27 protein-coding genes, 1 tRNA gene and 1 pseudogene are annotated in these 26,148 nt (G+C 39.0%); 21 read left to right on the forward strand and 8 right to left on the reverse strand.

All coding sequences use genetic code 11. The features are described from left to right. The 13 genes from MUB24_RS07715 (at position 1) to hisIE (ending at position 13,332) form a co-directional block, all read left to right on the forward strand. Complete coding sequence (locus MUB24_RS07715) at positions 1-978, forward strand: carbohydrate ABC transporter permease (RefSeq protein ID WP_244702827.1); 978 nt, start codon at positions 1-3, stop codon at positions 976-978. Positions 979-1,492: 514 nt separating this feature from the next. Further along, positions 1,493-2,194: a response regulator transcription factor gene (locus tag MUB24_RS07720; protein ID WP_244702829.1), complete on the forward strand. Its 702-nt coding sequence runs from the start codon at positions 1,493-1,495 to the stop codon at positions 2,192-2,194. A 5-nt stretch (positions 2,195-2,199) separates the two neighbouring features. Then, entirely contained in the window at positions 2,200-3,603 is a 1,404-nt protein-coding gene (locus MUB24_RS07725; RefSeq protein WP_244702831.1) for a sensor histidine kinase, read from the forward strand. Beyond that, entirely contained in the window at positions 3,590-4,372 is a 783-nt protein-coding gene (locus MUB24_RS07730) for a hypothetical protein (protein ID WP_244702832.1), read from the forward strand. The genes MUB24_RS07725 and MUB24_RS07730 overlap by 14 nt, the downstream gene beginning before the upstream one ends. 213 nt (positions 4,373-4,585) lie before the next feature. Then, a complete protein-coding gene (locus tag MUB24_RS07735; RefSeq protein ID WP_280516914.1) occupies positions 4,586-5,677 on the forward strand; it encodes a GntR family transcriptional regulator in 1,092 nt (363 codons plus the stop codon). A gap of 118 nt (positions 5,678-5,795) precedes the next feature. Next, positions 5,796-7,133: an ABC transporter substrate-binding protein gene (locus tag MUB24_RS07740; protein WP_244702834.1), complete on the forward strand. Its 1,338-nt coding sequence runs from the start codon at positions 5,796-5,798 to the stop codon at positions 7,131-7,133. A 300-nt stretch (positions 7,134-7,433) separates the two neighbouring features. Then, positions 7,434-8,558, forward strand: a complete 1,125-nt coding sequence (locus tag MUB24_RS07745; RefSeq protein WP_244702836.1) for an ATP phosphoribosyltransferase regulatory subunit — start codon at positions 7,434-7,436, stop codon at positions 8,556-8,558. Then, positions 8,555-9,175, forward strand: a complete 621-nt coding sequence (hisG, locus tag MUB24_RS07750) for an ATP phosphoribosyltransferase (RefSeq protein WP_244702838.1) — start codon at positions 8,555-8,557, stop codon at positions 9,173-9,175. Before MUB24_RS07745 ends, hisG begins: the two co-directional genes overlap by 4 nt. After that, positions 9,172-10,464 carry a histidinol dehydrogenase gene (gene hisD, locus MUB24_RS07755; RefSeq protein ID WP_244702840.1) on the forward strand — a complete coding sequence of 431 codons (1,293 nt, stop codon included), beginning with the start codon at positions 9,172-9,174 and terminating at the stop codon, positions 10,462-10,464. Before hisG ends, hisD begins: the two co-directional genes overlap by 4 nt. 5 nt (positions 10,465-10,469) lie before the next feature. Further along, on the forward strand, positions 10,470-11,057 hold the full coding sequence (gene hisB, locus MUB24_RS07760; RefSeq protein ID WP_244702843.1) for an imidazoleglycerol-phosphate dehydratase HisB: 588 nt from the start codon (positions 10,470-10,472) through the stop codon (positions 11,055-11,057). Positions 11,058-11,220: 163 nt separating this feature from the next. Next, positions 11,221-11,916, forward strand: coding sequence for a 1-(5-phosphoribosyl)-5-[(5-phosphoribosylamino)methylideneamino]imidazole-4-carboxamide isomerase (gene hisA / locus MUB24_RS07765; protein WP_244702846.1), 696 nt, complete (start codon positions 11,221-11,223; stop codon positions 11,914-11,916). Between the two features lie 5 nt (positions 11,917-11,921). After that, the gene (gene hisF / locus MUB24_RS07770) at positions 11,922-12,683 is read left to right on the forward strand and encodes an imidazole glycerol phosphate synthase subunit HisF (RefSeq protein WP_244702848.1); all 762 of its coding nucleotides are present in this window, start codon (positions 11,922-11,924) and stop codon (positions 12,681-12,683) included. Then, positions 12,673-13,332, forward strand: coding sequence for a bifunctional phosphoribosyl-AMP cyclohydrolase/phosphoribosyl-ATP diphosphatase HisIE (hisIE, locus tag MUB24_RS07775; protein WP_244702851.1), 660 nt, complete (start codon positions 12,673-12,675; stop codon positions 13,330-13,332). Before hisF ends, hisIE begins: the two co-directional genes overlap by 11 nt. Positions 13,333-13,674: 342 nt before the next feature. On the opposite strand, the pseudogene MUB24_RS07780 reads toward hisIE, so the two are convergent. Beyond that, positions 13,675-14,156, reverse strand: a pseudogene (locus tag MUB24_RS07780) (MDR/zinc-dependent alcohol dehydrogenase-like family protein); the annotation flags it as partial. 164 nt (positions 14,157-14,320) lie between these two features. On the opposite strand from MUB24_RS07780, the gene MUB24_RS07785 reads away from it, so the two are divergent. Continuing rightward, positions 14,321-15,463, forward strand: coding sequence for a DEAD/DEAH box helicase (locus MUB24_RS07785; RefSeq protein ID WP_244702854.1), 1,143 nt, complete (start codon positions 14,321-14,323; stop codon positions 15,461-15,463). 3 nt (positions 15,464-15,466) lie between these two features. Next, on the forward strand, positions 15,467-16,132 hold the full coding sequence (locus MUB24_RS07790) for an HAD family hydrolase (protein WP_244702857.1): 666 nt from the start codon (positions 15,467-15,469) through the stop codon (positions 16,130-16,132). A gap of 189 nt (positions 16,133-16,321) precedes the next feature. Here the strand turns inward: MUB24_RS07790 and MUB24_RS23225 are convergent, their stop codons facing one another. Both MUB24_RS23225 and MUB24_RS07795 read right to left on the reverse strand, forming a co-directional pair. Then, the gene (locus MUB24_RS23225) at positions 16,322-16,456 is read right to left on the reverse strand and encodes a hypothetical protein (RefSeq protein WP_280516915.1); all 135 of its coding nucleotides are present in this window, start codon (positions 16,454-16,456) and stop codon (positions 16,322-16,324) included. Between the two features lie 343 nt (positions 16,457-16,799). After that, positions 16,800-16,943 carry a hypothetical protein gene (locus MUB24_RS07795; RefSeq protein ID WP_244702859.1) on the reverse strand — a complete coding sequence of 48 codons (144 nt, stop codon included), beginning with the start codon at positions 16,941-16,943 and terminating at the stop codon, positions 16,800-16,802. 172 nt (positions 16,944-17,115) lie between these two features. Between MUB24_RS07795 and MUB24_RS07800 the strand changes: the two genes are divergently transcribed. Continuing rightward, a tRNA-Arg gene (locus MUB24_RS07800) sits at positions 17,116-17,188 on the forward strand. Between the two features lie 450 nt (positions 17,189-17,638). Here MUB24_RS07800 and MUB24_RS07805 read toward each other — a convergent pair. Then, positions 17,639-18,226 (reverse strand): GNAT family N-acetyltransferase, encoded by a 588-nt coding sequence (locus MUB24_RS07805; protein WP_244702862.1) that lies wholly within the window; start codon positions 18,224-18,226, stop codon positions 17,639-17,641. 217 nt (positions 18,227-18,443) lie between these two features. Between MUB24_RS07805 and MUB24_RS07810 the strand changes: the two genes are divergently transcribed. Both MUB24_RS07810 and MUB24_RS07815 read left to right on the forward strand, forming a co-directional pair. Next, a complete protein-coding gene (locus MUB24_RS07810) occupies positions 18,444-18,605 on the forward strand; it encodes a hypothetical protein (protein WP_244702865.1) in 162 nt (53 codons plus the stop codon). After that, positions 18,605-18,757 (forward strand): hypothetical protein, encoded by a 153-nt coding sequence (locus tag MUB24_RS07815; protein WP_244702868.1) that lies wholly within the window; start codon positions 18,605-18,607, stop codon positions 18,755-18,757. Before MUB24_RS07810 ends, MUB24_RS07815 begins: the two co-directional genes overlap by 1 nt. 51 nt (positions 18,758-18,808) lie before the next feature. Here MUB24_RS07815 and MUB24_RS07820 read toward each other — a convergent pair whose 3' ends face one another. Continuing rightward, the gene (locus tag MUB24_RS07820) at positions 18,809-19,378 is read right to left on the reverse strand and encodes a beta-class carbonic anhydrase (RefSeq protein ID WP_244702869.1); all 570 of its coding nucleotides are present in this window, start codon (positions 19,376-19,378) and stop codon (positions 18,809-18,811) included. Between the two features lie 350 nt (positions 19,379-19,728). Between MUB24_RS07820 and queF the strand changes: the two genes are divergently transcribed. From queF to MUB24_RS07840, 3 genes are all read left to right on the forward strand, one after another. Further along, positions 19,729-20,226, forward strand: a complete 498-nt coding sequence (queF, locus tag MUB24_RS07825; protein ID WP_244702870.1) for a preQ(1) synthase — start codon at positions 19,729-19,731, stop codon at positions 20,224-20,226. Positions 20,227-20,453: 227 nt separating this feature from the next. Continuing rightward, the gene (locus tag MUB24_RS07835; RefSeq protein ID WP_244702872.1) at positions 20,454-20,984 is read left to right on the forward strand and encodes an NfeD family membrane protein; all 531 of its coding nucleotides are present in this window, start codon (positions 20,454-20,456) and stop codon (positions 20,982-20,984) included. A 19-nt stretch (positions 20,985-21,003) separates the two neighbouring features. After that, the gene (locus MUB24_RS07840; protein ID WP_280516916.1) at positions 21,004-22,548 is read left to right on the forward strand and encodes a flotillin lipid rafts scaffold protein FloT; all 1,545 of its coding nucleotides are present in this window, start codon (positions 21,004-21,006) and stop codon (positions 22,546-22,548) included. 253 nt (positions 22,549-22,801) lie between these two features. Here MUB24_RS07840 and mreBH read toward each other — a convergent pair whose 3' ends face one another. From mreBH to MUB24_RS07855, 3 genes are all read right to left on the reverse strand, one after another. Then, complete coding sequence (mreBH, locus tag MUB24_RS07845) at positions 22,802-23,806, reverse strand: rod-share determining protein MreBH (RefSeq protein WP_244702873.1); 1,005 nt, start codon at positions 23,804-23,806, stop codon at positions 22,802-22,804. A gap of 276 nt (positions 23,807-24,082) precedes the next feature. Further along, positions 24,083-24,598 (reverse strand): acyl-CoA thioesterase, encoded by a 516-nt coding sequence (locus MUB24_RS07850; RefSeq protein ID WP_244702875.1) that lies wholly within the window; start codon positions 24,596-24,598, stop codon positions 24,083-24,085. Positions 24,599-24,676: 78 nt separating this feature from the next. After that, a complete protein-coding gene (locus tag MUB24_RS07855) occupies positions 24,677-25,909 on the reverse strand; it encodes an aminopeptidase (protein ID WP_244702876.1) in 1,233 nt (410 codons plus the stop codon). Positions 25,910-26,148 lie beyond the last annotated feature (239 nt).

The raw sequence follows: 26,148 nt of genomic DNA on the forward strand, positions 1-26,148 counted from the left end.
ATGAGTACAAATATTGAAACAGTTAAAAAATATAATCGACTGAAAAACAAGCGTTATTACTACCACAAGTTAAATACGGTTAAGTATGTGATTTTGGGAAAAGAGGTTAATGAAGGGCTGCTTTTTAAAGCATTTCTTTACACGATTTTTATTGCGACTTCCTATATTTATTTAAATCCGATTCTAAAGATGATTGTCAATATGGTGATGAGTGAGAAGGATTTGATTGATCCAACCATTACTTGGATTCCAAATGATTTATATTTCGGGCATCTCGTGCGTGCTTGGGAAAGCTTGCATTACGGTCAAGCGTTTTCGATTAGCCTTTTAGTGGCCGTGAGTTCCGCTGTATTTCATTGTATAACATGCGGGCTGGCGGGATACGCTCTTGCCCGGCTGCAATTTCCATTTAAGAAATTAGTATTTGGCCTGTTGATTACGGCGTTTATTATCCCGCCGCAGGTCATCGTCTTACCGACGATTATTGGCTATCAGAAATTGGGGTTGGATAATAATTTTGTGACCTTGATTGTGCCATCGCTTTTAGGATTTGGGGTAAAAGGATCTCTGTTTGTTATTATTTTCCGCCAGTTCTTTATGACCCAGCCAAAAGAATTGGAGGAGGCTGCTAAAATTGATGGGGCCAGCGCAATTAAATTTTATTTAAGGGTCATGCTTCCGCTCGCCAAGCCAGCCATTTTAGTTGTGTTTTTATTTTCATTCGTTTGGACTTGGAATGACACCTATTTACCAAAAATGTTTTTGACAGATTCACAATATTTACCGCTTGCCAGTGAAATGCTGTCATTAGATCGAGTCATTACAAGTTTTGTGGAACAACAGCAAATGTCATCATACGAAGCTGGCGCAGTAAAAATGGCAGCAAGCTTTTTATCACTGCTTCCACCATTACTCGTCTTTGTCATTTTCCAACGCCACTTTGTCGAAGGAGTAGAAAGAACAGGACTTGTGGAGTAATTAGAAAAGCGGAAGCGCCCGTTTAGCGACGTACAAACTTTAATAATTAGGATGAAAAGGTTCAAAGGCTAAATACGCGCCGTCCTGGCGCAACGCCTTTGTGACCAACATCCTGTTGGCCTGAGATAAAGGAAACACAGTGAGCCTGATAAGGCGAACTGATGTTGACTTATCGTAGGAAGGCACCGGAAGTTTGCTAGTCGCTGGGCGCTGTAGCTAGACAAAGAAAAGCGGAAGCGCCCGTTTAGCTAGACACAGAAGAGAGGAAAACTCGCCTTTGTTTTTAGAAGGCGAGTTTTCCTATGTAACGCGAGATCATAGGTTTTTGATCGACAATATCCATATGCTTTAGAGGCTTTTGAAATGAAATTGACATAATCGTATACAGATGGTAATTTTATAATACATACCTTTCCTTTTTTACCCATTCATCACTTCGATTATTGTTACAAACCGACAATCTACCGGCAGCTTTGTGGCTTTTTTTCATTTCAATAGAAAAGGATGGATGAAAATGAATATTTTAGTTGTAGAGGATGAGGAATCAATCCGCAATGTTTTAAAGTCGTATTTTTTAAAAGAAGGCTGGCAAGTCTATATTTCTAGCGACGGGGTGGAAGCGCTTCAAGTGGTAAGGAAATTTAAAGTAGATGTGGTTCTATTAGATTTAATGATTCCTAAGTTATCTGGAGAAGCGGTTTGTCAAGAAATTAGACAAACCTCCAATGTGCCGATTATGATTATCTCCTCTAAGGCAAGAGAAGAAGATATGATTAATGGCCTAAATATTGGTGCAGACGATTATATCGTCAAGCCATTTCGAATTAAGGAGGTTCTGGCCCGGATTCACGCTTTAATGAGAAGAATGGAAATGTTTACAAAAGAAAAAGAGCCAATTCTTCGTTTTAATCAAAGCAGCTTGATCGTTAATTTTGAAACCCAAGAAGTGCTAGTCGACAACAAGGCCGTGAAATTAACCTCCACAGAATTCAAAATATTAGATGCATTAATAAAAAAGCCAGGGAAATTTTTTAGCCGTCAAGATTTATCATATATTGTTCAAGGCTATCGCTATATTGGCGACGGAAGAACGGTGGATACTCATATTAAAAACTTGCGAAAAAAAATCGAAAAAGATCCAAAAGAGCCTAAATACATTGTGACCAAGATTGGCGCCGGCTATAGATTTAATTGTGTATTGGATCAGGTGAAATGAAAGCGATGCTTCATTTTTTTAAAAGAGCCCAAGTGTCGATGTTTATGATCATTTTCTCTGTCGTGTTTTTCACCATACTTGGTATCTATTTGGCTCTTTATTTTAGTACAAAGTTGGCTTTAACAGAATATAAACAGCAGTATTTTACAGAAAAAGCGTATCAAATCAGTTATGTTTTCCGAACAGGTTTGAGCCATGAGGAGTATACATTCGAAAATGAAGCACTTTTTCATAAAATGGCTAAGGAATTTGGAACTCCGGTGGAGTTTGTTAGTGAGGATTTAGATAAGGTTATTTATAAAAAAGAATTACCTCATCTTGAACTTATTAATCCATATTCTGTGGAATTACCTGTTGTGAAAGACGGTCAGACACTGGGCTATTTACGAGTTTATTTTGACATGGATCAGGATTTAAATTCACCGGAGATCTTTACGCTTGAAAAGAAATTAAAAGACCAACAGCACTATATTTTCTTAGGCATATGGCCCCTCGTTCTTCTCATTAGTTTTATGATTGCTAAATATTATGCCGAACCATTGAAAGGCTCTGCCAAGTATGCGGCGAAGATATTAAAGGGGAACCGGGAAGAATTTGTTCCACGCCAGGGAACAGAGGAAGTCAAGCAATTAATTGATAGCACGAATAGTCTGTTAATCGAATTTAGTAATATTGAAAATTGGCGAAAACAAATGATGGAGGATTTAACTCATGAGTTGCGGACACCGCTTACTTCTGTTTTAACTCGTCTAGAAGCGATTGTGGATGGGGTTTACCCAAAAACCGATAAAAATTTGCAAGATATTTATGAAGAAGTCGAAAGATTTTCAAGATTGATCCATAATGTCCAACAATTATCGGAAGCAGAGGGAGCAAGGTTTAAGTTAAATATTAAGAAAGTGAACTTGGTACATTTAGTGAAAGGCGTATACGATGGCTTTTTATTCATTGCCAAACAAAGGGAAATCCGTATGCATTTCGTGAACCCGAATACTCCTTGTACGGTTTATATTGATCCGGATCGAATGATTCAAGTGATCACAAATATTATTTCGAACGCTCTTAAATATACACCACCTGGTGGAGACGTTTGGTTGGAATTTGAAATTGGTGAAGATGATTTTACTTTTTATTGTCAAGATAATGGGATCGGTATTTCGGAGGATGAATTACCTTTTGTATTTAACCGCTTTTACCGAATTGATAAATCGAGGTCACGTGATTATGGTGGTTCAGGGATTGGGTTAAGTATATCTAAGGCTCTTGTCCACGCCCATGGAGGAGAAATTGGCGTAGAAAGTAAACTTGAAAAGGGTTCTAAATTTTGGGTCAAAATTCCGATTGATAATCATCTTGTTTCAGTAAAAGAGCAACACGACAAAACGGAGGCATTACATGGAGCTATTTAATGGAATTCGTGCAGTTCATCGACATTGGACTATATTTATCTATCCCATCCTATTTGATTTGATCGGATTGGCCTTAGGGCTTTATTTCATCGGTTTTTATGGAAAGGCAATAACTTCTGTTAAACTTGTTTTAGAGATGGGGTTGCCTTCAATTAGTCATATTTCAAATATCCCTTTATTTGTAAATAATTTCTTTTTTTTAACGAATCCCGCTGAAAAAACGGCCTTTCTAGCCATTACTTTGGTCATCATGCTTTTAGTCGGGGCTTTTCTCCAAGGGGGATATATTCGTTTCTTATATATGATTGTAAAAAAGGAAGAGTATTCATTTTTTCAATTTATAAAAGACGGCAAAAAGTATTGGTTGCAATTTATCTTGCTTGAGGTCATTGTTCAATTATTAAGAATTGGTTTAACCGCCTTCCTGATTATATTTTTTCCCTATATCGGTAGTTTTATCTCGCTTATGACGTTTATCATATTGCGGATTTTGTTTATTTATTTGGAATTTACCATTGTGATCGATCATGTGAGTATACCGGATGCGCTCAAACTAAGTCGTAGGTATTTACGTAAATCCTTTCTCCCCTCTCTTACCGTGGTTATGATTATGTATCTCGTAACTTCTAGTTTAAGTCTTGTTTTACATGTAAGATGGACTTTCTCAATGGTGATTTGTGTCTTGCTCTTATATGCCTATTTGATGACACTGATTCAATCTGTGCTGATGAGTATTTTCTGTCAAGTTCGAGCGAAGAATAGCAGGTGAAGATATCATACTTCAATGTCTATGAATCACAGATCTATTTTCAAATCTAGTAGCAAGATGTGAAAATAGATCCGTGATTTCTATTTTTTTATGGAAGCGCTTGACTATCTTCTATAAAGCACCTATATTATAAATATATCCAGTATTTCTAGATATAACCTGATATACTAGGATGTGGAAAAGGGGGGATTGTGAATTAGCAATAAAACACCTTTGTATGTCCAGATTCACCAATTTTTAGAGAAAAAGATGGAAGAGGGTGTATACAAAACGCATGCTCGGCTGCCTTCAGAGGCAGAGTTAGCCAAACAGTTCAATGTAAGCCGCATTACGTCCAAAAATGCTCTTATCAAACTGGTAGGAGATGGAAAAGCCTATAGAATTCCTGGAAAAGGAACATTTGTCGCTGAACCGCCTAGAAACGAAAGGGTTAGAAAAGAAAAAAGCGGTGAACCTGAAAGTGATATCCCGCTTATTGGTTTGATTATGCCTGAGGTTGTTGAACGGCATTCCGCCCAAATTTTAGCAAGTGTTGAAACCGCTGCCAGTTCGATGGATTATGGGTTAATACTGAAACAATCACATCATGATAGTGAAGCTGAAAAAAATGCGATCAAGTTTTTGTTAAAAATGGGGGTAAAAGGATTAATTATTTTTCCTGTGGATGATCAGGTTTATAACGAAGAGATTCTCCGTCTTACATTGAATGATTTTCCATTGGTTTTATTAGATCGTTATCTCAAAGGAATTGAAACATCCGCTGTCTATTCTGACAATGTCACAGGTGCTTACCATTTGACGAAAAGACTTTGCCAACATCATCAAAAGATTAGTTTGTTTACTGCACCTAACTTTGCAACGATTACCGTTGAAGACAGAATTAAAGGATTTGAGCAGGCCTTGGAAGAAGCGAAAATTCCAATTGATCGTTCAGCTTGGTTTACGGGTATTCTTGAAGAGAACCCAGTAGAAAATGCCATCGCATTTTTACAAGCAAATCCAGATATATCAGGTATATTCGCTATGAATGCTTATGCTGGAAAAATAGCTTATCAAGCAGCCAAAAGGCTCCAAAAGCGAATTCCAGAAGAGTTTTCCATCGCTTCCTTTGATCAGGAACGCGAATTAGATGTATATCCCATTTGTACAGCGAAACAAGATTCAATGAAAATGGGGAAACTTGCTGTAGAAATTTTACAAGCACAGATAAAAAATGAAAAAGAAGCCCAACAAATAATTGTGCCTGTAGATATTTATGACCAAGCAAATAACCCATTTGAAGAAGAAAGGGAAACCTTCGCTTAAAAAGTTCGCTGTATTAGGTGGAATGACACCTTAATGGTTCGGTGCCGTTTGCCCATCTACTAAGTCATCTTTAACCATGATTACCTGCTAGTCTATTAAAAATAAGGGGGTTTTTATTTTGACAAAGAAAAGTTCAAACAATTGGATACTTAATCTATTCATCATCTTTACTGCTTTTCTGTTAGTAGCTTGTAATACGAGTAAAGGGAGCACAGAAGATACAGCAAGATCAGCAGAGAAAGAAGGAAAAGAAACAACTGAAACGGAAGACAATTCAGAAGCTGAACCCGTGACATTAACATTTAATTATGGATGGGAAGAGGAATTTATTGAAGATATTAAAGGACCTGTAGAAGAAAAATTCCCTAATATTACGTTGGAATTTGCGGAATTTGATTATGATAAAGCTGAAGAAGAGATTTCCAAAGGCAATATACCTGATATTTTTTACTTATCCGGAGGAGATAAAGTTGATGTTTTAAAAGAATACGAGCTCGCTTATAATCTTGATGAGTTAATTGAAAGAAATAATTTTGATTTAGAGTCTATTTCAAAAGAACAGATTGATAGAGTTCGAACATGGGGGGATGGAGATCTTTATTACTTCCCTTATGTGAAAAGATGGGATGTTCTTTATTATAATAAGGGAATTTTTGATTTGTTTGGGGTCAACTACCCTAAAGACGGTATGACGTGGGATGAAATAACGGATTTAGCTCGAGAGGTTACGGGAGAAAAAAATGGCACAGAATATCGTGGGATTGATATTTCTGCGAGTGGCCCAATGCTGAAACAACTCGGAGTCAACCATATAGATCCTGAAACAAACGAGCCTATGTATTTAAAAGATGGGAATTTTGCAAAATATTTAAACCAAATTGAAAAAATAGCCTCTATCCAAGGTGTCATTCCGGACAATGACGAAGATGACTGGGGTGCCTTTATTAATAAGCAAAATGTAGCGATGGTGCCATTGTTTGACATCCATATTTGGTTAAATGGTGTGGAAGCTGAAACCGGATTAGCATGGGATATGGTTTCCTATCCAGAATGGGAGGATCATCCGAATACCGGACCGAACGCAAACGCTGGCGGTTTATCCATTTCAAATACAAGTGAACATAAAGAGGCCGCATTCCAAGTTTTGGAATATCTTATGTCAGAAGAATGGCAAATGATGCGTTCTAAAAAAGGCTTTGCCACTGTACTAGATAATAAGGAAATACAGGAAGCCTTCTGTTCGGAAGTCGAGGGGCTAGAAGAAAAAAATATGCAAGCTGTATTTAAGTTAAAAGCAGTTGACAAACCAGTAAAAGTATCTCCCTATGAAGAAAAAGGGGAAGAAGTATTCGATGCAATGAAATTTATTAAAGAGGGGAAAGATGTCAACACTTACCTACGCGAAACCTATGATGAAGTAAATGCCCTCGTAAAAGAAGCAGCTGGAAGTAAGTAAAATAAAAGGTGCTTGGGCATCACCCGAATTTGTATTGATCTTCGTCGCATCTCTATTTCAAAGAATTAAATTGATGGAGAATTGAAGGAACATTTTGAAACATTGGATCAAGTAACAAGCTTTTTAGAAAAATAGCAAATAGCGATCAAAGACATCTTCTCCGTTTTTGCCAGGGGAAGATGTCTTTGTTTTTCTGTTTACTCATTGACGTTACTTTTGCTAGTATGGTACAGTATAAGAAACAAAAAATGCTTTAGTTCGATAGAGTGATAATGAATTAAAGGAACGGGAAGTGAGCTTATGTTTTTGCCTGCCGGAAGCAGAGATGAAATGGGGATCTCGATTGATCATCGCTTCCATGTCATGGAGGTATTTAGAAAAGTAATTACACGGAGAGGCTATACCCTTATTTCAACCCCAGTTGTTGAGTATGCTTCTACTTTTACAAATGAGTATGTGGATATGAAATTGCAAGATATGATGAAATGGTTTAATCGAGAAGGCGAAATTGAAGTATTGCGTCCTGATTGGACAACGTCAATTGCCCGTGCTTTATCTTCTCAAACAAAAACACCTCAAAAATGGGCGTATATCGGTTCCATTTTTAAACAATCGATTCCGGGAATAGAGTCCCATCAAATTGGTGTGGAAATCCTTCATTTACCTCCATTAATGGGGGAAGGTGAAAGCTTATTAATGGCTAGTTCTTTATTGAAAGAATTAAAGATGGGGGATTACCTGATTGAATTAGGTCATACCGAAATTTTTGAAAGTTTAGTAAGACCTTTAACCCTGTCGCAAGTTGATGAGCAACGGTTAAGACAGGCCATGCATGATAAGAAAAAGGATGAGGTCTATCAAATTGCCCTTCATGGAGGAAATGAAAAAAGTGCAATTGAATTAGCGTCTCTTGTAGATGCTTTCGGTTCTTTAGAGATTTTATCGGAATATGAAGCGCGATGGGAAGATCAACCTGATTTGCTGGATATAGTAGCTCACTTGAAAAAATTAGCGCAGCTTATCGAACAATCGGGGCAACAAGAGATTTTAATTGATTTAGGCCGGGTCAAAAATCTCCCTTATTATTCAGGAACCATGTTTAGGGGCTTTTTGAAAGAAACGGGGGCTGATTGTTTCTCGGGGGGAAGATATGATCGACTTTATGAGCAATTTGGTGAACGCATTTCAGCTGTAGGATTAGCCTTTGATGTGGATGTATTAGCAGAACATATCCAGGAAATGAAAGACTTTACACGTATTTGTGTGCTGACCACTGAAGAAACTTTCGCTTATGCGGAGGAATTAAGAACCAAGTACAAAGATGCGATTGTTGACATCCTAACACAACCAGTGGCACAAGTTCAATACGATAAGATTTTAGAGATCATTCAAAAAGACGGCGAAATCGAGGTGATAGAAAGATGAAACCTGTTCTGGCTTTAACAAAGGGGAGAGTAGAAAAGCAATTTATCCAATTCCTTCAAGAACGAGATTTTGATGTGGCCCCTCTGCTTGATAAAGGAAGAAAACTACAAGTGGAAACCGACCAATTCTTCGCCTTTTTCGCAAAGGGAATCGATGTAGCGACTTATGTGGAGCACGGAATTGCGGATCTAGGCATAGTTGGGGAGGATATTTTAATGGAGATCCAGCCAGATGTTTTCGATTTGCTCCCACTACCTTTCGGGAAATGCCGCTTTGCCGTTGCGGGAGAACCTCACTCGAACAAAGCATTTGGCAAGCAAAAAATTGCAACAAAATATCCAAACATCACAACAAATTACTTTCGCAAACAAGGTAAATCCGTCGATATCGTGAAATTGGAAGGTTCCGTTGAATTAGCCCCCCTTTTAGGTCTTGCCGATGATATTGTTGATCTTGTCGAAACAGGCAATACCTTAAAGGAAAACGGTTTGGTTGTAAAGGAAGAGATGTTTTCCATTACGGCACGTTGTATTGCCAACCGCAATTCATTGAAATTAAAAAAAGCGATGCTTTATCCGCTCATTGATTCTTTCAAGATTGAGGAGGTTGTCCGATGATTTCGATTTATTCACCCAAAGAATTTACAGAGCGATTTATTTCAAAAAAAACAAAAAAACAGCCTTTTACAGACTCCACTTTAAAAACGGTTCAAGCTGTCATTGAGAATGTCAAGCTTATTGGAGATGCAGCTTTAAAAGAATATATGGAGAAATTTGATGGAGGCGTTCCAAAACAACTTGAAGTGACAAAGGAAGAGCGAGAAGCCGCATGGGAAGAAGTATCTGAAGATGTTGTGGAGGCTTTACAAAAAGCTGCGGATAATATTCGTTCATTCCATTCCAAACAATTGCAACAATCGCGAATGATGCAGGTTTCCGATAAGATTATGTCTGGGCAGTTATTTCGTCCGATTGAGCGAGTGGGCATTTACGTTCCAGGGGGAAAGGCATGCTATCCTTCAAGTGTTTTAATGAATGCGATCCCTGCTGTTTTGGCTGGTGTTGAACATCTAACAATGGTCACACCTGCAAGGGGAGGAGGAAGAATTGCTCCGATTTTATCGGTTGCAGCTGATATTGCCGGTGTTGAAACGATTTATAAAGTAGGAGGAGCACAGGCGATAGCAGCACTAGCTTATGGGACAGAAAGTATTGAAGCGGTCGATAAAATTGTTGGACCGGGAAATGAGTATGTAGCAGCGGCAAAGTCACTTGTTTTTGGCGATGTAGGGATTGACATGATCGCGGGTCCATCTGAGGTCGCGATTATTGCCGATGAAACCTCCCGGCCAGATTTTGTTGCCGCCGATTTAATTGCACAAGCAGAGCATGATGAAAAAGCACGTGCTTTTTTATTGACGACATCGGAGCAGCTTTTAACTGAGACGATCAAAGAAGTGGAAAAACAATGCGCCAGTTTGCCAAGGCGAGAAATTGCGGAAACCTCGTTGCGCAATGAAGGGGGAGTGGTCCTTGTTCGATCGGTTGAGGAGGCTTTCGACCTTGTGAATCAATTGGCACCAGAGCATTTAGAAATCCAGCTAAATCATGCCTTATCCTATTTAGGGAAGGTGAAAAATGCGGGCTCTGTATTTATTGGACATCATACACCAGAGTCAGTAGGGGATTATTTTGCTGGCCCCAATCATGTTTTGCCAACTTCAGGGACGGCTAGATTCTCGTCCGGTTTATCGGTCGATGATTTTATCAAGAAAACAACCTATGTGTATTATTCGGAACAAGCTTTACAAAATGCAGCACCTTATATAGAAAGAATCGCCGAAAAAGAAGAGTTAGATGGACATGCGCGAGCGGTCACAATCAGAATGAATCAATCGGAGGGGTGAAAGAGATGAGATCAGCTTCTAATCAAAGAGAAACGAAAGAAACGAAAATCGCTCTGGAATGTCGTTTAGATGATCCTGCTACAATTGAAATTGAAACAGGTGTAGGCTTCTTCGATCATATGCTGGAGGCATTTGCCCGCCATGGCCGGATCGGCTTAACCGTAAAGGTAGAAGGAGATTTACATATTGATAGTCACCATACGGTGGAGGATACAGGAATTGTATTAGGGAAAGCCGTACGAGAAGCATTAGGGGACAAGGAAGGCATTGTTCGCTATGGGACCTCTTATGTGCCAATGGATGAATCATTAGGCTTTGTTTCTTTGGATATTAGCGGAAGACCCTATCTTCATTTTGAAGGAGATTTTGCTACTCAAGCTTTAGGGAATTTTGATACGGAATTGGTGAAGGAGTTCTTCCGCGCCTTTGCCTTCCATTCCGGAATTAGCCTGCATGCGCGCATCTTGTATGGAGAAAATACCCATCATAAAATTGAAGCCCTTTTTAAAGCATTAGGTCGCGCTTTGGCCGAAGCAATCCGCATTGATCCGAATATAAAAGGGGTTATTTCGACAAAAGGATTGATCGAGTAATTAGGCGTAGTGAAAAGTAATTTTTCAATCGTGAAATTGCGCTAGGGATAAAAAACGAGCTATCCGATAGTAAATATACACACTATCCGATAGTACAATAGTAAATCAGGACCATCCGAGCGTCAACGGTACAATTTTATAAACTGTTACAAGGGGGAAGAACATGCTCATTTTACCAGCAATGGATTTAATCAACGGACAATGTGTCCGGCTTTATCAGGGGGATTTTAAGCAAACGACTCAAGTGGGCAGCGCCCCAGAATCGCAATTGAATACTTTCATAGAAGATGGTGCAAAGATCATCCATATTGTCGATTTGGATGGAGCTCGATCTGGAAAACCAGAGCAGCTTGAATTGATTTCGAAGCTAGCTAAATCCTCCTCTGTCCCCGTTCAAGTAGGGGGAGGCATTCGAACACTGGAAACAGTAAAGGCCTATATCGAGGCGGGAGTATCAAGAATTGTGGTCGGGACGGCTGCGCTTGAGGACGAAACCTTTTTGGAAGCGGCATTAGAAAATTATCAAGATAATATTGTGATCGGGATTGATGCCCGTGATGAAAAAGTTGCGACAAGAGGTTGGGAAACCGAAACAGAAGTGGATTATATCGAGTTTGCCAAAAAAATGGAACAACTCGGTGTCAAAAGAATTGTGTTTACAGATATCTCGAAGGATGGGACGATGCAAGGACCCAATTTAGAACAATTGAAGAAAATCCATGAAGCCGTTAGCTGTGAGATTGTGGCATCAGGTGGGATTCGCGATCAAGCGGACCTAGAAGCGATTGCTGCAATTGGCATTCAAGAAGCAATCGTAGGAAAAGCGATGTATGAAGGCACAATCAAGCTAAGGAGATGAATGATATGACAGAAAAGAAAATCATACCTTGTCTAGATTTTAAGAATGGTAAAGTCGTGAAAGGCGTTCATTTTGAAGGTCTCCGAGAAATGGGGGACCCTGTCGAAATGGCCTCAACCTACTGTCAGGATGGCGCAGATGAACTCGTTTTTTTGGATATTTCCGCCACAACAGAAGAACGTGAGACTCTTGTGAATATGGTCAAAAAAGTGGCTGAAAAAGTGACGGTTCCTTTTACGGTTGGAGGAGGTATCCGATCAATCGAAGATATTGAAAGAATTCTGAACGCAGGTGCGAACAAGGTAGGAATTAATTCCGCTGCTGTACAAAATCCAGATTTGATTGCAGAGGCTGCCAATAAATTTGGTTCTGAACGAATTGTGGCTGCGGTGGATGCCAAGATTGCTACAGATGGAACATGGCATGTGATGACACATGGTGGGTTAAAGGATACCGGTTTACATGCGATTGAATGGTCTCAAAGATTAGAAAAGCTTGGGGCAGGGTCCATTTTATTAACAAGTGTCGATCGCGATGGAGTCAAGGATGGATATGATTTGGAATTGACAAAGGCTGTAGTCGATGCGGTGGCCATCCCTGTCATTGCTTCAGGAGGTTGTGGGAACGCCAATCATATTGTCGAGGTATTCCAAAAAACGAATGTAGCTGCTGCTTTAGCGGCGTCTATTTTTCATGAAGGTACAACAAGTATCCAAGCGGTAAAACAGCTTTGTCGGGACCAGGGAGTGACGATAAATGAAACCTGATTTTTCGAAAGGCCTTATTCCGGCTATCATTGTTGACGATCAAACGGATGAGGTACTCATGCTTGCTTATATGGATGAAACGGCCTATGAACGTACAAGAGAAACGAAGGAAACATGGTTTTATTCGCGATCACGAAAAGAGTATTGGCATAAAGGGGAGACATCTGGGAACAAACAATTGGTCAAATCGATTCAACTGGACTGTGATCAAGATACCCTCTTAATTAGGGTCAAGCCTTTAGGTCCTGCTTGTCATACCGGTGAAAAATCTTGCTTTTTTCATCAGGTGGAAGGGGAAGTTACGAAAGATCAAAATCAGGTTCCTTCTACTATTTACACTAGCTTGATGGAAGAAATTCAGGAGCGGAAATCGGAGCCTGTTGCTGGTTCCTATACAACATATTTATTTGAAAAAGGAACCGATAAAATCGCCAAAAAATTGATTGAAGAAGCCGGGGAAGTCGTGATTGCGGCAAAAAATCGTGATAAAAACGAAATCGTCAATGAGTGCAGCGATCTCCTCTATCATTGTCTTGTCATGTTAGCTGATCAAGGTGTTGCACTTGAGGATGTAGAGGCAGAACTAGAAAATAGATCTCATAAAAAAGGAAACGCGAAGGAAGAACGAAAAGAAATAAAAAATTGGTAGAAAATCAAGCCTCTATTATTTAAAAGGTAAGAAAGAAATTGGCTAATGTTTGGATCTAGCTCCAGCGCCTAGCCCCGAGAGGCTCGCAGGATGCGAGTCCATCGGCGTTGCCACAGGACGTGGCGACCTTAGCCGATGTTCCACTAAATAACCTGAGACAATAAAAGTCAAAACCGGACTTTTCTTGTCTCAGAACATTTGCTTGTCGGGGCTGAACAAGGCGCTTGCGCTTTTCTTATTGGAGGCTTGATTTTTATTTGATTCTAAAAGAAGTCATCCACGATCAGAATCAAGATGATGGCTCAAAGTAGGTTTTCAACGACTCAAACCCTGTGTTTCCGGTTAGGATGGTTTTAAAACAACCTTGATACAATTATCTTCATGTTCATGAAAGATATGATAAGCATGAGCAGCTTCTTCGAGTGGAAGCCTATGTGAAATAATTTCCCGCGGATCAAATTCATGTTTCGTTATTTTATCATAAAGCATCGGCATATAATGAATCACTGGGGCTTGCCCCATTTTCAATGTAATATTTCGATTGAAAAATTCCCCCAAAGGAAATAAATTATAATTCGATCCATAAACCCCAGTAAAATGGATCGTGCCGAATTTTCGCACAGCTTTAGAAGCCATATTGATGGTACTCATCGTTCCACCTTGGAGCTTTAATTTTTGTCCAACTGTTTCATTGGGAGATTTCTTACCGTCCATTCCCACACAATCAATGAACACATCCGCTCCACCTTTTGTGATTTCATGTAAATAGGCACCAGTGTCATCATATTGAATAAATCATATGTCTCCACCTCGTTTGTAGCTTTTACTTCTATATAGCATATCGATATAAGCGCTTAGAAAAAGAAAAAACAAATTCAACTGCTTTTTTCTTCAGAAAATGAAATAAAGGTGTTTCCCCATTTGGACAAGATTATAGTATGATAAACTTCATGGCCATGTTAATGAAATGAAGGAGATCATGATCACGATGAAAAATACGTTTTTATCGAATTTAAATGCCAATACTAAAAAGATATGGAAACAATCGGATTTTAACGAACCAACTCTGATACAACAATCCGTGTTTTCTCCCATTATGGGTGGAAAAGATATTATCGCAGAATCTCCAACAGGAACTGGAAAAACAGTCGCCTATCTTTTACCGATTATAGAGAAGATTGAAGAGGAAAATTCTTCCATCCAAACCGTTATTTTAGCTCCATCCCGAGAATTAGTCATGCAAATTTATCAAGAAGTACAGAAATGGACGAAAGGAACAAATATTAGGAGTGCTTCTTTTGTTGGGGGAGCGAATATAAAACGACAAATGGAGAAATTAAAAACACGTCCGCAAATGGTCGTTGGTTCACCGGGACGAATTTTAGAACTAATCAAATTAAAAAAGTTGAAAATGCATGAAGTCCAAACCATTGTCCTTGATGAAGGGGATCAGCTTCTGATTGAGGAACATTTGGATACAGTTCGAACGATTGTCAAATCTGCAATGAATGATCGCCAATTATTATTGTTCTCGGCCACCGCCATTAAAGAACCCGATCAGATGAAAGCGATGATTGGACGGGATCCTGAATTCATGAAAGTTGATCGGCAGCAGTCTCAAACAGCAGGTCCTGTCGACCATCTTTATTTATTATGTGAACCCCGAGATCGGGCTAAATTATTACAAAAAATAGCGGCTATGAACGCTGTCAAAGCGCTTGTCTTTGTCCGTGACCGCGGCAATATGAATGTTCTCTATGAAAAACTAAAATATGAAAAAGTTCCCGTAAGTCTTCTCCATAGTGAATTGAATAAAAGCGAACGAGAAAAAGCTTTAACGGCTTTACGTAAAGGAAAGGTGACCTTACTACTCGCGACCGATATTGCGGCAAGAGGCTTGGACATAGAAGGACTTACACATGTGATTCATTATGATTTTCCGATTGATTTGGAACAATACATTCACCGCTCAGGGAGAACGGGAAGAATGGGGAAGAGCGGAACCGTCGTTTCTTTTGTTACACCGCGGGAAGAGCGGGAACTTAAAAAGTTTGCTAAAAAGCTACATCTAACAGTGAAATTAAGTCGAATATATAAAGGGAATTTTGTCGAAAGTAAAGAAAGGAAATAGATCATGATAAAAGCCGTTGTCTTTGATTTTGATGGATTGATATTAGATACGGAATCCGTATGGTATGAATGTTATAAAGAGGTGCTGGAGCGCTTCAATGTTGAGCTTCCATTAGAAGTATTTGCCCAAATTATTGGCACACATGATGAGGCATTTCATCAATATATGGTGGAGCAATTAAAGGGAAGTGAGCATATCGAAGCGATCAAGACAGCCGCCTCAACGCTGCATCGCGAAAAGATGACCGACTTGGTTCTTCGTGAAGGAGTTAAAGATTTTCTCGAAGAAGCAAAGGAGCTAAACTTACGCATAGGGTTGGCCACAAGCTCACACAAAGGCTGGGTAATGCCTTTTCTCGAAAAGTATGGTGTAATCGATTATTTTGACACGATTCAAACAAGTGATAATGTCACAAACATCAAGCCAGATCCAGAACTCTATTTGAAGGCAATCGAAGCCTTAGATGTGCAACCAACAGAGGCGATTGCTTTTGAAGACTCGATTAATGGTTCGATGGCCGCGAAAAAAGCAGGAATGACCTGTGTGATCGTTCCCAATCCGGTCACAAAAGATCTCAATTTTCAAGACTTTGACATGCGAATTGAGACAATGGGTGGGCAGTCCCTGAAGAAAATCATTGAAGACTTAGCAACAACCAATGACAACTAGTTTTACTGTGCATGGAATTATCGTCCATTGTTCATTTAATATGTTCACACAACAAGTAATATTCAGCTAACAATGAGGGGGCTGTGGATGCCCCTTGAAATTTCATTAAAAAAACCAAACAACGAAGTGGTTTGGTCTACTAAAGAACATGCTATTGTGTTGTCTTTAAAGAAGGCTTTGGCTGTCGGATTATTGATCGTCCTTTGGAGGAGGATCAATCTTATGAGCATCTTCCGAGTTAAGTGGGACACGTAAGAAATAGACGAGAAAAAGGGCAACTAATAAAATAACCATAATTATCCCGATTGCAATACCAATACGCATCTTTATTCCTCCTCATATTTCTGATCATACTTATTAGTATGATATTACCACTAGAAAATATTCTAAAACTCTATATAAAAGAACAAAAAGCGCAAGCGCCTGTTCAATGACGTACAACTTATTAGGGTACTGATGGGATAAAGGAAACACAGTGAGCCTGAAAGGCGAGCTGTGTTGACTTATCGTAGGAAGAATCGTAGGAAGAAACAGAAAGTTTGCTAGTCACTAGGCGCTGGACGACAATACTCCCTATTAGAACTTATCCATAAGCTAGAATTTTATAAATTCTTAAGAAATAAAAATCACCTCGGAGCTTGGAAAAAGCTTCCGAGGTGATGAGTTTTTAGTGGGACTGTGGATGTTTTTCAGGAACTTCATCAATTTTCGATGCGTCGTTAAAATTAAGAGTTTTACCGATGAAATAAGCTAAGAAGGCAGCAGTAGTACCAAGTACAAAAATGAGACCTATTAAAATTCCTAATTGCATTTGAAATCCCCCTTTTTCAAATTATAAATAGAAGACCAAGGTCGCGATTCACCTTAAATGTCTTAATTGAAATCAATGAAAGTTCTTTGATTTAAGTATATAGTATTTAGGTCTTTTATTCAAAGGAATTTTGTATTATAATAGATAAGGCGCTAAAAAATGTCGGAATTGTGGCTCCGTAGCTCAGAGGATAGAGCGTCGGTTTCCTAAACCGTGCGTCACAGGTTCGATTCCTGTCGGGGCCGTAGCAGAAAAGTAAGTGATAGCAAGGGTTGCAGCGTTTTTGTCCCTTGCTATTTTTGTTTGAGGCACAAAAGTTGTAAAGTTGTAATATATTTTTTGACGAATTTCGGTTATATGGTTGCTAACTAAGCCCCCAAATGATATAATACAATTTAATGCTTATCGAATCGACTTGAAACATATTGGATAAAATAAAGATATGGCGTTCTTACTTTATAGTTGAACTTATTCACACTGGATCGGCTTCGGAGCCGTAAGGATGTATGAGAGGTAGGGCTTACGTCGTTTAGGTTTTATGAAATAATGGGAATACAAACCGCGGCAATTTATTTTAAGGGAAAATAACAAGTTACTAAATATATTCGTCAAGTATTTTTTTCAAAAGCCATCTATAAAAGGATGGTTTTTTTGTTGTTTAGGAATGGGGATTGAAGGATGTTTATATTTGTGTATTAATCCCTAGCCTTAATTTCCCCCATTACATCATCACTCCGTTGTTCATCAAATGTAACGACTTCATCCACTTTTTGTTCAGGCTTCCCATATATTTCTTTTGCTTTATAGGAATGGATGGTTTCATAAATCGTTTGAACTTGTTTAAAAATATCTGCCTCTGTCTCGTTTTTATTCGGCGACCAATATAAAATCTCTAAAGTCAGTGGCTCATCTGTAGCAAATGAACGGGCTTTATAACCAATGGACTGAGCATGAATAAAACCTTCGCGATGATAAAAGCGTAATCTTTTTTCCGTATCGGAATCATCATAATCAATTGGTTCGACCTCTAACAAAATAGGCTTCTTTTTCTTTTTCATTTTTTCCAGTAATGTATGTCCAATTCCCTGGCCTCTTGCTTTCGACGATACCCATATATAATCAATAAAAACAAATTGATCGAACTCTGCATACATCATCACATGGTGTGGACCTTCATCCTTATGATAAATATCTCCTTTTTCGCTTAATAGTTTATCCATATGCTTTTTTGATTTCATTTCCTCAGCGGGAAAGTATTCATTTAACTTATTGTACCAACTCATTACATTACTCCTTATAATTTAATTGCCATCTTACAATCGTTGAACCTAAACCGGAACATAGCTGTTTATTTACATAATAGTATTCACAAAGAGTTCATTTTCATCCGCAAAATACACGTTCCTTTTTGGACATCCTCTATAAGGAAAATAATGCTAATGGTAATGGAGGGTTTATAGGAAAAACTAGAGCTGACACTTTTTTTAGGAGGATGACAACATGGTGAAGAGAAAAGCAGCCAGAAATGCCGCAGAAAAATACGCTAAAACACCAATAAAAAACATAGAGGAGTCGGATTATACGGCTGAATTTGCAGCCGGAGAAGACCCAATGAAGGGTGCAAACCGAAATTCCAAATATGGGAAGAAAGGTAGAGGGTGATGAGTAAAAAGGAAACTCGAAATCATAATGAAGAATATGGCATGGAATTTGGAGATATCAATGCGGTTAAATATTATGAGTTACCTGAGGAAACAAAAAAAGGAAAAAGAGGAAAAAAGGATAAAGAAAAGAATCGTAACGAATGTTCTTAAAAAGACAAGGCAAGACATCTACACTTCGTATTTGTCTTGTCCTTCTCTCTGTTATTTCGTGTTTTTGTACCCATCTACGACTAAATCTAATTTCCCGGTTTCTGGATCAATCACAAGCCCGTGAACCGGTACATCTTTTACTAAAAGGGGATGATTGCGAATCATGTTGACACTATGTGCTACACTTTCTTCCACACTGTCAAAGCCCTCAAGCCATTTGTTTAAGTCAATACCTGAATTCGTGACAATATCCAATGTTTCCTGAGGAATTCCTCGTTCTTTCATATCGCTGATCATTTGCCTAGAGTCTAGGGCGCTCATGCCACAATCATGATGACCAATGACACACACTTCATCTGCCTTTAATTCATATACAGCAATAAGAAGACTTCTCATAATACTTCCAAATGGATGGGTTAAAATGGCTCCCGCATTTTTTACCACTTTCGCATCGCCATTCTTTATGTTCATGGCTTTATGAAGCAATTCAATCAGACGTGTGTCCATACACGTAAGAATGACCATTTTTTTATCAGGAAACTTTGACGTCGAAAAGTCCTCATAAAGTTTCTCTTCTGTAAAATATTGGTTGTATTCAAGTATTTCTGATAGTAATGTCATTTTCTTCCCCCTTTCTATTATTATTTTATAGAATTTTTCTTTAAAATAAAAGCAGAAATGATTTTTGAAGTTCTTACGTAAAATCTATGGATTGACCAAAATGGTGTGTAAGCGTAAGATGGATATGGAAATTAAATAGGCCCGGTTGGGAGAGGTTCGTAGCGATTAACCCTTTATAAAAAACTATGGATGAATTCAATTCAAGCCATATCAATCGCGATATGGTTTTTTGTGGCCCCCAGGATGTGGTCAGAACGGCGTTGCGACTGTTGTCGCGCCCTTAGCCGTTCATCCATTGCGTTTTTCTTATGAACCTCCTCTTTACCAGCTCATTAAGGGGGATTTTTTTCATGGCAGGAAGAAATGAAGAAACATTAAAGGATTTATCTTTACTGGGAAATCAAAACACAAAATATTTATATAAATATTCACCAGATGTATTAGAATCGATCGATAATTTACATTCGGGGCGAGACTATTTTGTTAAATTCAATTGTCCGGAATTTACATCACTTTGCCCACAGACAGGCCAACCTGATTTTGCCACCATCTATATTAGCTATATACCGGATAAAAAAATTGTCGAAAGTAAATCACTAAAACTCTATTTATTTAGTTTTCGGAATCATGGTGATTTTCATGAAGATTGTGTCAATATCATTATGAATGATTTAATCAAACTTTTGGATCCAAGATATATTGAAGTGTGGGGGAAATTCACGCCACGAGGTGGTCTATCGATTGATCCATACTGTAACTATGGAAAAACAGGGACAAAATTTGAACAAATGGCAGAACATCGCTTGATGAATCATGATATGTATCCTGAAAAAGTGGATAACCGATAGGGGGATTATATGGAGCCTTTGTTGGCTTGTCGATATTGTCTAATATTTTGGCTGTGAAGCTTTTTAGTCTTGGCAGTTGGGCTGTCCTCCCAGCTGCCGTTGAAGAATATTTTCAGTCTAAATGGAAAAAAATGAAACCATTTCGCCTGTTCAATCGTAGAAAAAAGTACACCATAAAGAGGCGGTGATAGAAAGGTTTTTAAAACAATGTAAAGTGAGTGATGATTATGTCATTATTCGGTTATCCCATTGAAACAATTTATTTAGTTTTACTTGTCATTTCCGGTACTCTTACACTTTTATACTTATTTTTTGGGGATGTCTTAGAAGGGGCCGATGAAGTCAGTCCATTTTTAAACCCTGTCTTAATTTTAGCTTTTATTACCTTCTTTTCAGCAGGGGGCTTTATTTTAGAAAAAGTAACAGCACTGAATTCCTTTCTGATTATCATCATTGCCGCTTTTATATCTATTCTATTGGATGTACTCTTAAATGTGTTTGTGTTAATTCCATTGAAATCTGCAGAACAATCTCTAAGCTATACCGAAAAGTCACTGGAAGGGCGAGTAGGAAAGGCAATTGTTTCAATACCAACGCAAGGCTTTGGAGAAGTGGTGATTGAAAGTTATAGTGGGATGATTTCGAAGCCCGCGGCTAGTTATGAAAATACATCCATTTTAGAAGGAACTGAGGTTTTAGTGATTGAGGTAAAAGAGGGTGTATTGTATGTAGTACCTTATCAACCAAGTTTTAAATAAAAAAAGAGGAGGCCTTTTTATGCCAGCAGATATGGGGATTTGGATTGTCATTGCGATTGTTATTTTTATTCTAATCGCTTTAATTGGGGTTTTTGTTTCAAAGTATCGAACTGCAGGTCCAGATGAAGCTTTAATCGTGACTGGAAGTTATTTAGGTGGAAAAAATGTGCATACGGATGAAGCAGGAAATAAAATTAAGATTATTCGTGGCGGTGGTACGTTTGTATTGCCCGTATTTCAACAAGCGGAACCATTAAGCTTGTTATCTAGTAAACTAGAAGTGACAACACCTGAAGTTTACACAGAACAAGGTGTACCCGTTATGGCAGATGGAACAGCGATTATTAAAATCGGTGGTTCGATTGGTGAAATTGCTACTGCAGCCGAGCAATTTCTGGGAAAATCAAAAGAAGATCGTGAAAATGAAGCAAAAGAAGTGTTGGAAGGACATTTACGTTCTATCCTCGGTTCGATGACAGTGGAAGAAATTTATAAGAATCGTGACAAGTTCTCCCAAGAAGTACAACGTGTTGCTTCTCAGGATCTTGCGAAAATGGGGCTTGTGATTGTTTCCTTCACGATTAAAGAAGTTCGGGATAAAAATGGTTATCTCGACTCACTAGGGAAGCCGCGAATCGCTCAAGTCAAACGGGATGCTGATATCGCTACAGCGGAAGCAGATAAAGAAACACGTATTAAACGCGCTGAGGCGGCAAAAGATGCGAAACGTGCAGAGTTGGAGCGTGCGACTGAAATAGCCGAAGCTGAAAAAGTGAATCAGATGAAAATGGCAGAATATCGTCGTGATCAAGATAAAGCACGAGCTAATGCCGACCAAGCCTATGATCTTGAAACAGCCCGCTCCAAACAAGAAGTAACCGAGCAAGAAATGCAAATTAAAATTATTGAACGGCAAAAGCAAATTGAATTGGAAGAGAAAGAAATCTTACGTCGTGAGCGTCAATACGATTCAGAGGTTAAGAAGAAAGCAGATGCCGACCGTTATGCCGTTGAGCAGGCTGCCAACGCTGAAAAAATGAAACAAATGGCAGAAGCCGATGCGCACCAGTATCGCGTAGAAGCCACAGCCAAAGCCGATGCCGAACGCGTGCGCTTAGATGGCCAAGCGAAAGCCGATGCTCAAAGAGCACAAGGGGAATCGGAAGCAGAAGTTATTCGCCTGAAAGGGATTGCCGAAGCGGAAGCAAAACGCAAAGTGGCAGAAGCGTTCGATCAATATGGTCAGGCAGCTATACTCGATATGGTCTTGAAAATGCTTCCTGCATATGCGAAAGAAGTATCGGCCCCACTTAGTAATATTGATAAAATTACGGTGGTCGACACTGGTTCCGGCGGAGAAGGTGGCGCCAATAAAGTCACCGGCTATGCGACCAATCTGATGTCTACCATGCAGGAATCTTTAAAAGCATCGGCAGGAATTGATGTCAAGGAGCTATTAAATAATCTATCTGGTAAAAATAATATTCGTGGCAGTATCGATGAACTCACGAATGAAATGCGTGAAAATAATCAAAAAGAAACAGATCAGAAAGATCATGTGTAAAAAAATCTTGGGGGCTGCCCCCAAGATTTTTTTTGAAAGGTAAGAAAGCATAAAAATTGGCTAATGTTTGGATCTAGCTCCAGCGCCTAGCCCCTCGAGGTCAAATAACCTGAGACAATAAAAGTCAAAACCGGACTTTTCTTGTCTCAGAACATTTGCTTGTCGGGGCTGACCAAGGCGCTTGCGCTTTTCTTACGATAAGAAACGATATCATTTGGTTAACTAAGGTTTGCGCTTTTGCAAAACGAAGTGATTAGCGAGCAGGTGTTAGTTTATGAATAAATTTTAGTGCTCGTCCAGTGCCAATCGCCACTGATTCTAATGGATTAGGAGCAAGATGGACAGGTACAATGATTTCTTTTCCAAGCCATTCTTGCATTCCATTTAATAACGCCCCCCCTCCAGTGAGAATAATTCCACGCTCGACAATATCGCCACTTAATTCTGCAGGAGACTCTTCTAATGTTGCTCTGATCGCTTCTAAAATATTTAATAATGATTCTTTTAAAGCTGCTTGAATTTCATAGGAACTAAGAGATACAGTTTTTGGTAATCCTGTCACTAAATCTCTTCCACGTACATCCATTAATTTCTCTTCGTGATCAACTAAGGCATAACCGATTTCCACTTTAATCGTTTCTGCCGTGAACTCTCCAACCAATAAATTATATTTTTTCCGTATATGTTGAATAATACTCTCATCAAACAAATCTCCGCCGACTCGGATCGTATGACAGGTGACAACTCCTCCATAAGAGATGATCGCTACCTCTGTCGTTCCGCCCCCAATATCGACAATCACATTCGCAATCGGCTCTTCCACTGGAAGATCTGCCCCAATGGCCGCAGCAACGGGTTCTTCAATCAAATGAACATTTTTTGCGCCACAAGTTTTAACCGCATCATGGATGGCGCGTCTTTCAACAGATGTTGCACCAGACGGTGTGCAGACAACCACATCTGGTTTTCTTAAAGAAAAACCAAGTGATTTAGCCGCCTTTTTAATCATTGCTTTTAATAATTGACTGGTGATATCAAAATCGGCGATTACGCCATCACGCAATGGTCGGACAGCAACTATATTTCCTGGTGTCTTTCCAATCATACTTTTTGCTTCTGTTCCAACAGCCAGAACTTGCTTCGTTTGCGTATTAACAGCAACAACAGAAGGCTCATTTAAAATAATCCCTTTATCTTTTGTGTAAACGAGGATATTGGCTGTCCCAAGATCAATCCCAATTTCTGTATTTCCAAACATATTTTTCCACCCTCTAATAAATTTGCATGTAAGTCGAATATTATATTTTACATACATATAGTATAAAGAATAATAGACTAAATAACAGGTGGGAGAAATTGGTAAAAACCTTTATATTACAAACAAAGACTTTGATATTCCAAGAAATTCAAGCCCAAATGGAGGTTTTATCGTAAGTCTGTTAAGAAAACTTAAAGAGTCTGTAAAAATGTTACAAATAGAGAAAGAGAAAGCTCCGTAAGTAATTTAAGCTTCCTCTTCTTGAAAAATGAATATTTAATTAAAATGATTGGAGAAAAATTGGACTAAATCTTTACTTTCTTGTTTCCGTGATTTTCGATGGGCAGCTCTTCTTTTCGCTGTTTGATGAAGCCATTTTTCTTCCTCTGTTTCGGGATAAACTTCAGGAATAGCAGTCGGTTTTCCATCGGCCCCCAAGGAAACGAAGGTTAAAAAGGAAAGGGCAGCCACCGATTTTTCACCTGTAAGCAAGTGTTCGGCTACCACCTTGACAAAAACCTCCATTGAACTAAAACCCGTCCATGTCACAATTGCTTCCAAAGTTACGGAATCGCCAATCTTAATTGGCTTGATAAAGTCTACAGAATCTGTAGAAGCGGTAACTACAGGGTTTCTCGCTAATTTAATCGCCGCAATGGAGGCGACGTCATCAATACTGGCCATTAATTTGCCACCAAATAAAGTCCCAAGATGATTTGCATCTGGTGGGAAAACATGGCTTGTTTTAATGGTCAGTGTTTCTTTCATTGTTTTTTTCTTCGGTTGCTCCATTTTTTTACCCCCATTGTATGACATAAAAAGCGGCTCCGAAGTTGGAGCCAGTGTTCCGTTTATCTCGAAGTGATCTTTTTAAAATGCCCATTCTCCTTGGCGGAAAACAGGTTCTACTTTTCCATCTTCTGTAATACCATCAATGTCCATGTCAGCCGATCCAACCATAAAATCCACATGCGTAATACTTGAATTCAACCCATTTTCGGCTAATTCTTCTTGAGACATTTCTTTACCACCTTCAATACAAAAAGCATAAGCACTTCCGATCGCGAGGTGGTTAGAGGCATTCTCGTCAAATAAGGTGTTGTAGAATAGTATATTCGCTTGAGAAATAGGGGAACTATGTGGAACAAGTGCTACTTCACCAAGATAATGGGAGCCTTCATCTGTTTCCACTAATTGTTTTAAAATATCTGCTCCTTCTTTTGCTTTTGTATCAACAATCCGTCCTTTTTCAAAAGTAATCGTAAATTCGTCAATAATATTTCCCGCAAAGCTTAACGGTTTTGTACTGGAGATATAGCCATTAACTCCGTCTTTTTGTGGAACGGTAAATACTTCTTCCGTTGGCATGTTCGCCATGAATTCATCACCTTTTTGATTGATGCTGCCAGCTCCAGCCCAAAGATGTTTTTCTGGTAATTCAATCGTCAAGTCGGTCCCAGGAGCTTTGTAATGAAGCTTTTTATAATGTTTTTTATTTAAGTATTCTACTTTTTCATGAAGGGTTTCATCATGTTTTTTCCAAACCGCTATGGGATCATCTGTATTCACCCTTGTTGCCTTGAAAATTGCATTCCACAAAAGGGAAATTTGTTCATCTGGTGCGGCATCAGGAAATACCTTAGCAGCCCAGGCTTGAGAAGGAACAGCGATAACGGTCCAACTTACTTTGTCGGATTGAATGTATTGGCGATATTTTTCCATCGCTTTTCCCGCAACCTTTTGAAAGTTCGCAATCCGGGAAGAATCGACACCTTTTAAAAGATCTGGACTAGAAGAGACAACAGACATAAAAGCAGCACCCGCCTCAGCAAGCTCTTCCACTTCTTTTGCGCGCCACATCGGATATTCGTGAAAAGCTTCATCCGGAGCTAAATCATACTTCAGTCTAGAAACAGTATCATCATTCCAATTGACGACAACGTTTTTCGCACCAGCTTCATATGCTTTTTTGACGACGAGGCGGATGAATTCCGCCGTATCAATGGCAGCATTCACTACAAGAGTTTGCCCTCGCTGAACATTGACACCAACTTGAACGGCCAATGCTGCATATTTTTCTAGATTCTCTTGGAATTTGGACATATCTATTCTCCTTTATATAAAATATATAGCTCATTGCAATTATATTTTAGCAATGATAGAAAAGATATCCAAATAATCCAGAAAAAATCTTCTTCCAACTTAAAAGCATGGGGGTGAAACTGGATTAAACGGCGAAAAGAGTTGTCCGTGCCCGGAATCGTAGAAAAGCTACAATCGGGTCACAGCGAAGGGGGCGGCCGTGCCCAGAATTGCGAAAAAAGTACAATTGGGTCACAACG

The organism is Lederbergia sp. NSJ-179 (assembly GCF_022867885.1).
In the GTDB taxonomy this organism is placed as follows: domain Bacteria; phylum Bacillota; class Bacilli; order Bacillales; family Bacillaceae_C; genus Lederbergia.

Coding starts and splice junctions, on each gene's coding strand:
- MUB24_RS07720 (WP_244702829.1), top strand. CDS start 1,493: ATGAATATTTTAGTTGTAGAGGATGAGGAATCAATCCGCAATGTTTTA.
- MUB24_RS23225 (WP_280516915.1), bottom strand. CDS start 16,456: ATGCGTATTGGTATTGCAATCGGGATAATTATGGTTATTTTATTAGTT.
- MUB24_RS07730 (WP_244702832.1), top strand. CDS start 3,590: ATGGAGCTATTTAATGGAATTCGTGCAGTTCATCGACATTGGACTATA.
- hisD (WP_244702840.1), top strand. CDS start 9,172: ATGATTTCGATTTATTCACCCAAAGAATTTACAGAGCGATTTATTTCA.
- MUB24_RS07820 (WP_244702869.1), bottom strand. CDS start 19,378: ATGACATTACTATCAGAAATACTTGAATACAACCAATATTTTACAGAA.
- MUB24_RS07715 (WP_244702827.1), top strand. CDS start 1: ATGAGTACAAATATTGAAACAGTTAAAAAATATAATCGACTGAAAAAC.
- hisIE (WP_244702851.1), top strand. CDS start 12,673: ATGAAACCTGATTTTTCGAAAGGCCTTATTCCGGCTATCATTGTTGAC.
- mreBH (WP_244702873.1), bottom strand. CDS start 23,806: ATGTTTGGAAATACAGAAATTGGGATTGATCTTGGGACAGCCAATATC.
- MUB24_RS07850 (WP_244702875.1), bottom strand. CDS start 24,598: ATGGAGCAACCGAAGAAAAAAACAATGAAAGAAACACTGACCATTAAA.
- hisG (WP_244702838.1), top strand. CDS start 8,555: ATGAAACCTGTTCTGGCTTTAACAAAGGGGAGAGTAGAAAAGCAATTT.
- MUB24_RS07810 (WP_244702865.1), top strand. CDS start 18,444: ATGGTGAAGAGAAAAGCAGCCAGAAATGCCGCAGAAAAATACGCTAAA.
- hisA (WP_244702846.1), top strand. CDS start 11,221: ATGCTCATTTTACCAGCAATGGATTTAATCAACGGACAATGTGTCCGG.
- MUB24_RS07725 (WP_244702831.1), top strand. CDS start 2,200: ATGCTTCATTTTTTTAAAAGAGCCCAAGTGTCGATGTTTATGATCATT.
- queF (WP_244702870.1), top strand. CDS start 19,729: ATGGCAGGAAGAAATGAAGAAACATTAAAGGATTTATCTTTACTGGGA.
- MUB24_RS07795 (WP_244702859.1), bottom strand. CDS start 16,943: ATGCAATTAGGAATTTTAATAGGTCTCATTTTTGTACTTGGTACTACT.
- MUB24_RS07835 (WP_244702872.1), top strand. CDS start 20,454: ATGTCATTATTCGGTTATCCCATTGAAACAATTTATTTAGTTTTACTT.
- MUB24_RS07855 (WP_244702876.1), bottom strand. CDS start 25,909: ATGTCCAAATTCCAAGAGAATCTAGAAAAATATGCAGCATTGGCCGTT.
- MUB24_RS07815 (WP_244702868.1), top strand. CDS start 18,605: ATGAGTAAAAAGGAAACTCGAAATCATAATGAAGAATATGGCATGGAA.
- hisB (WP_244702843.1), top strand. CDS start 10,470: ATGAGATCAGCTTCTAATCAAAGAGAAACGAAAGAAACGAAAATCGCT.
- hisF (WP_244702848.1), top strand. CDS start 11,922: ATGACAGAAAAGAAAATCATACCTTGTCTAGATTTTAAGAATGGTAAA.
- MUB24_RS07805 (WP_244702862.1), bottom strand. CDS start 18,226: ATGAGTTGGTACAATAAGTTAAATGAATACTTTCCCGCTGAGGAAATG.
- MUB24_RS07745 (WP_244702836.1), top strand. CDS start 7,434: ATGTTTTTGCCTGCCGGAAGCAGAGATGAAATGGGGATCTCGATTGAT.
- MUB24_RS07840 (WP_280516916.1), top strand. CDS start 21,004: ATGCCAGCAGATATGGGGATTTGGATTGTCATTGCGATTGTTATTTTT.
- MUB24_RS07790 (WP_244702857.1), top strand. CDS start 15,467: ATGATAAAAGCCGTTGTCTTTGATTTTGATGGATTGATATTAGATACG.
- MUB24_RS07785 (WP_244702854.1), top strand. CDS start 14,321: ATGAAAAATACGTTTTTATCGAATTTAAATGCCAATACTAAAAAGATA.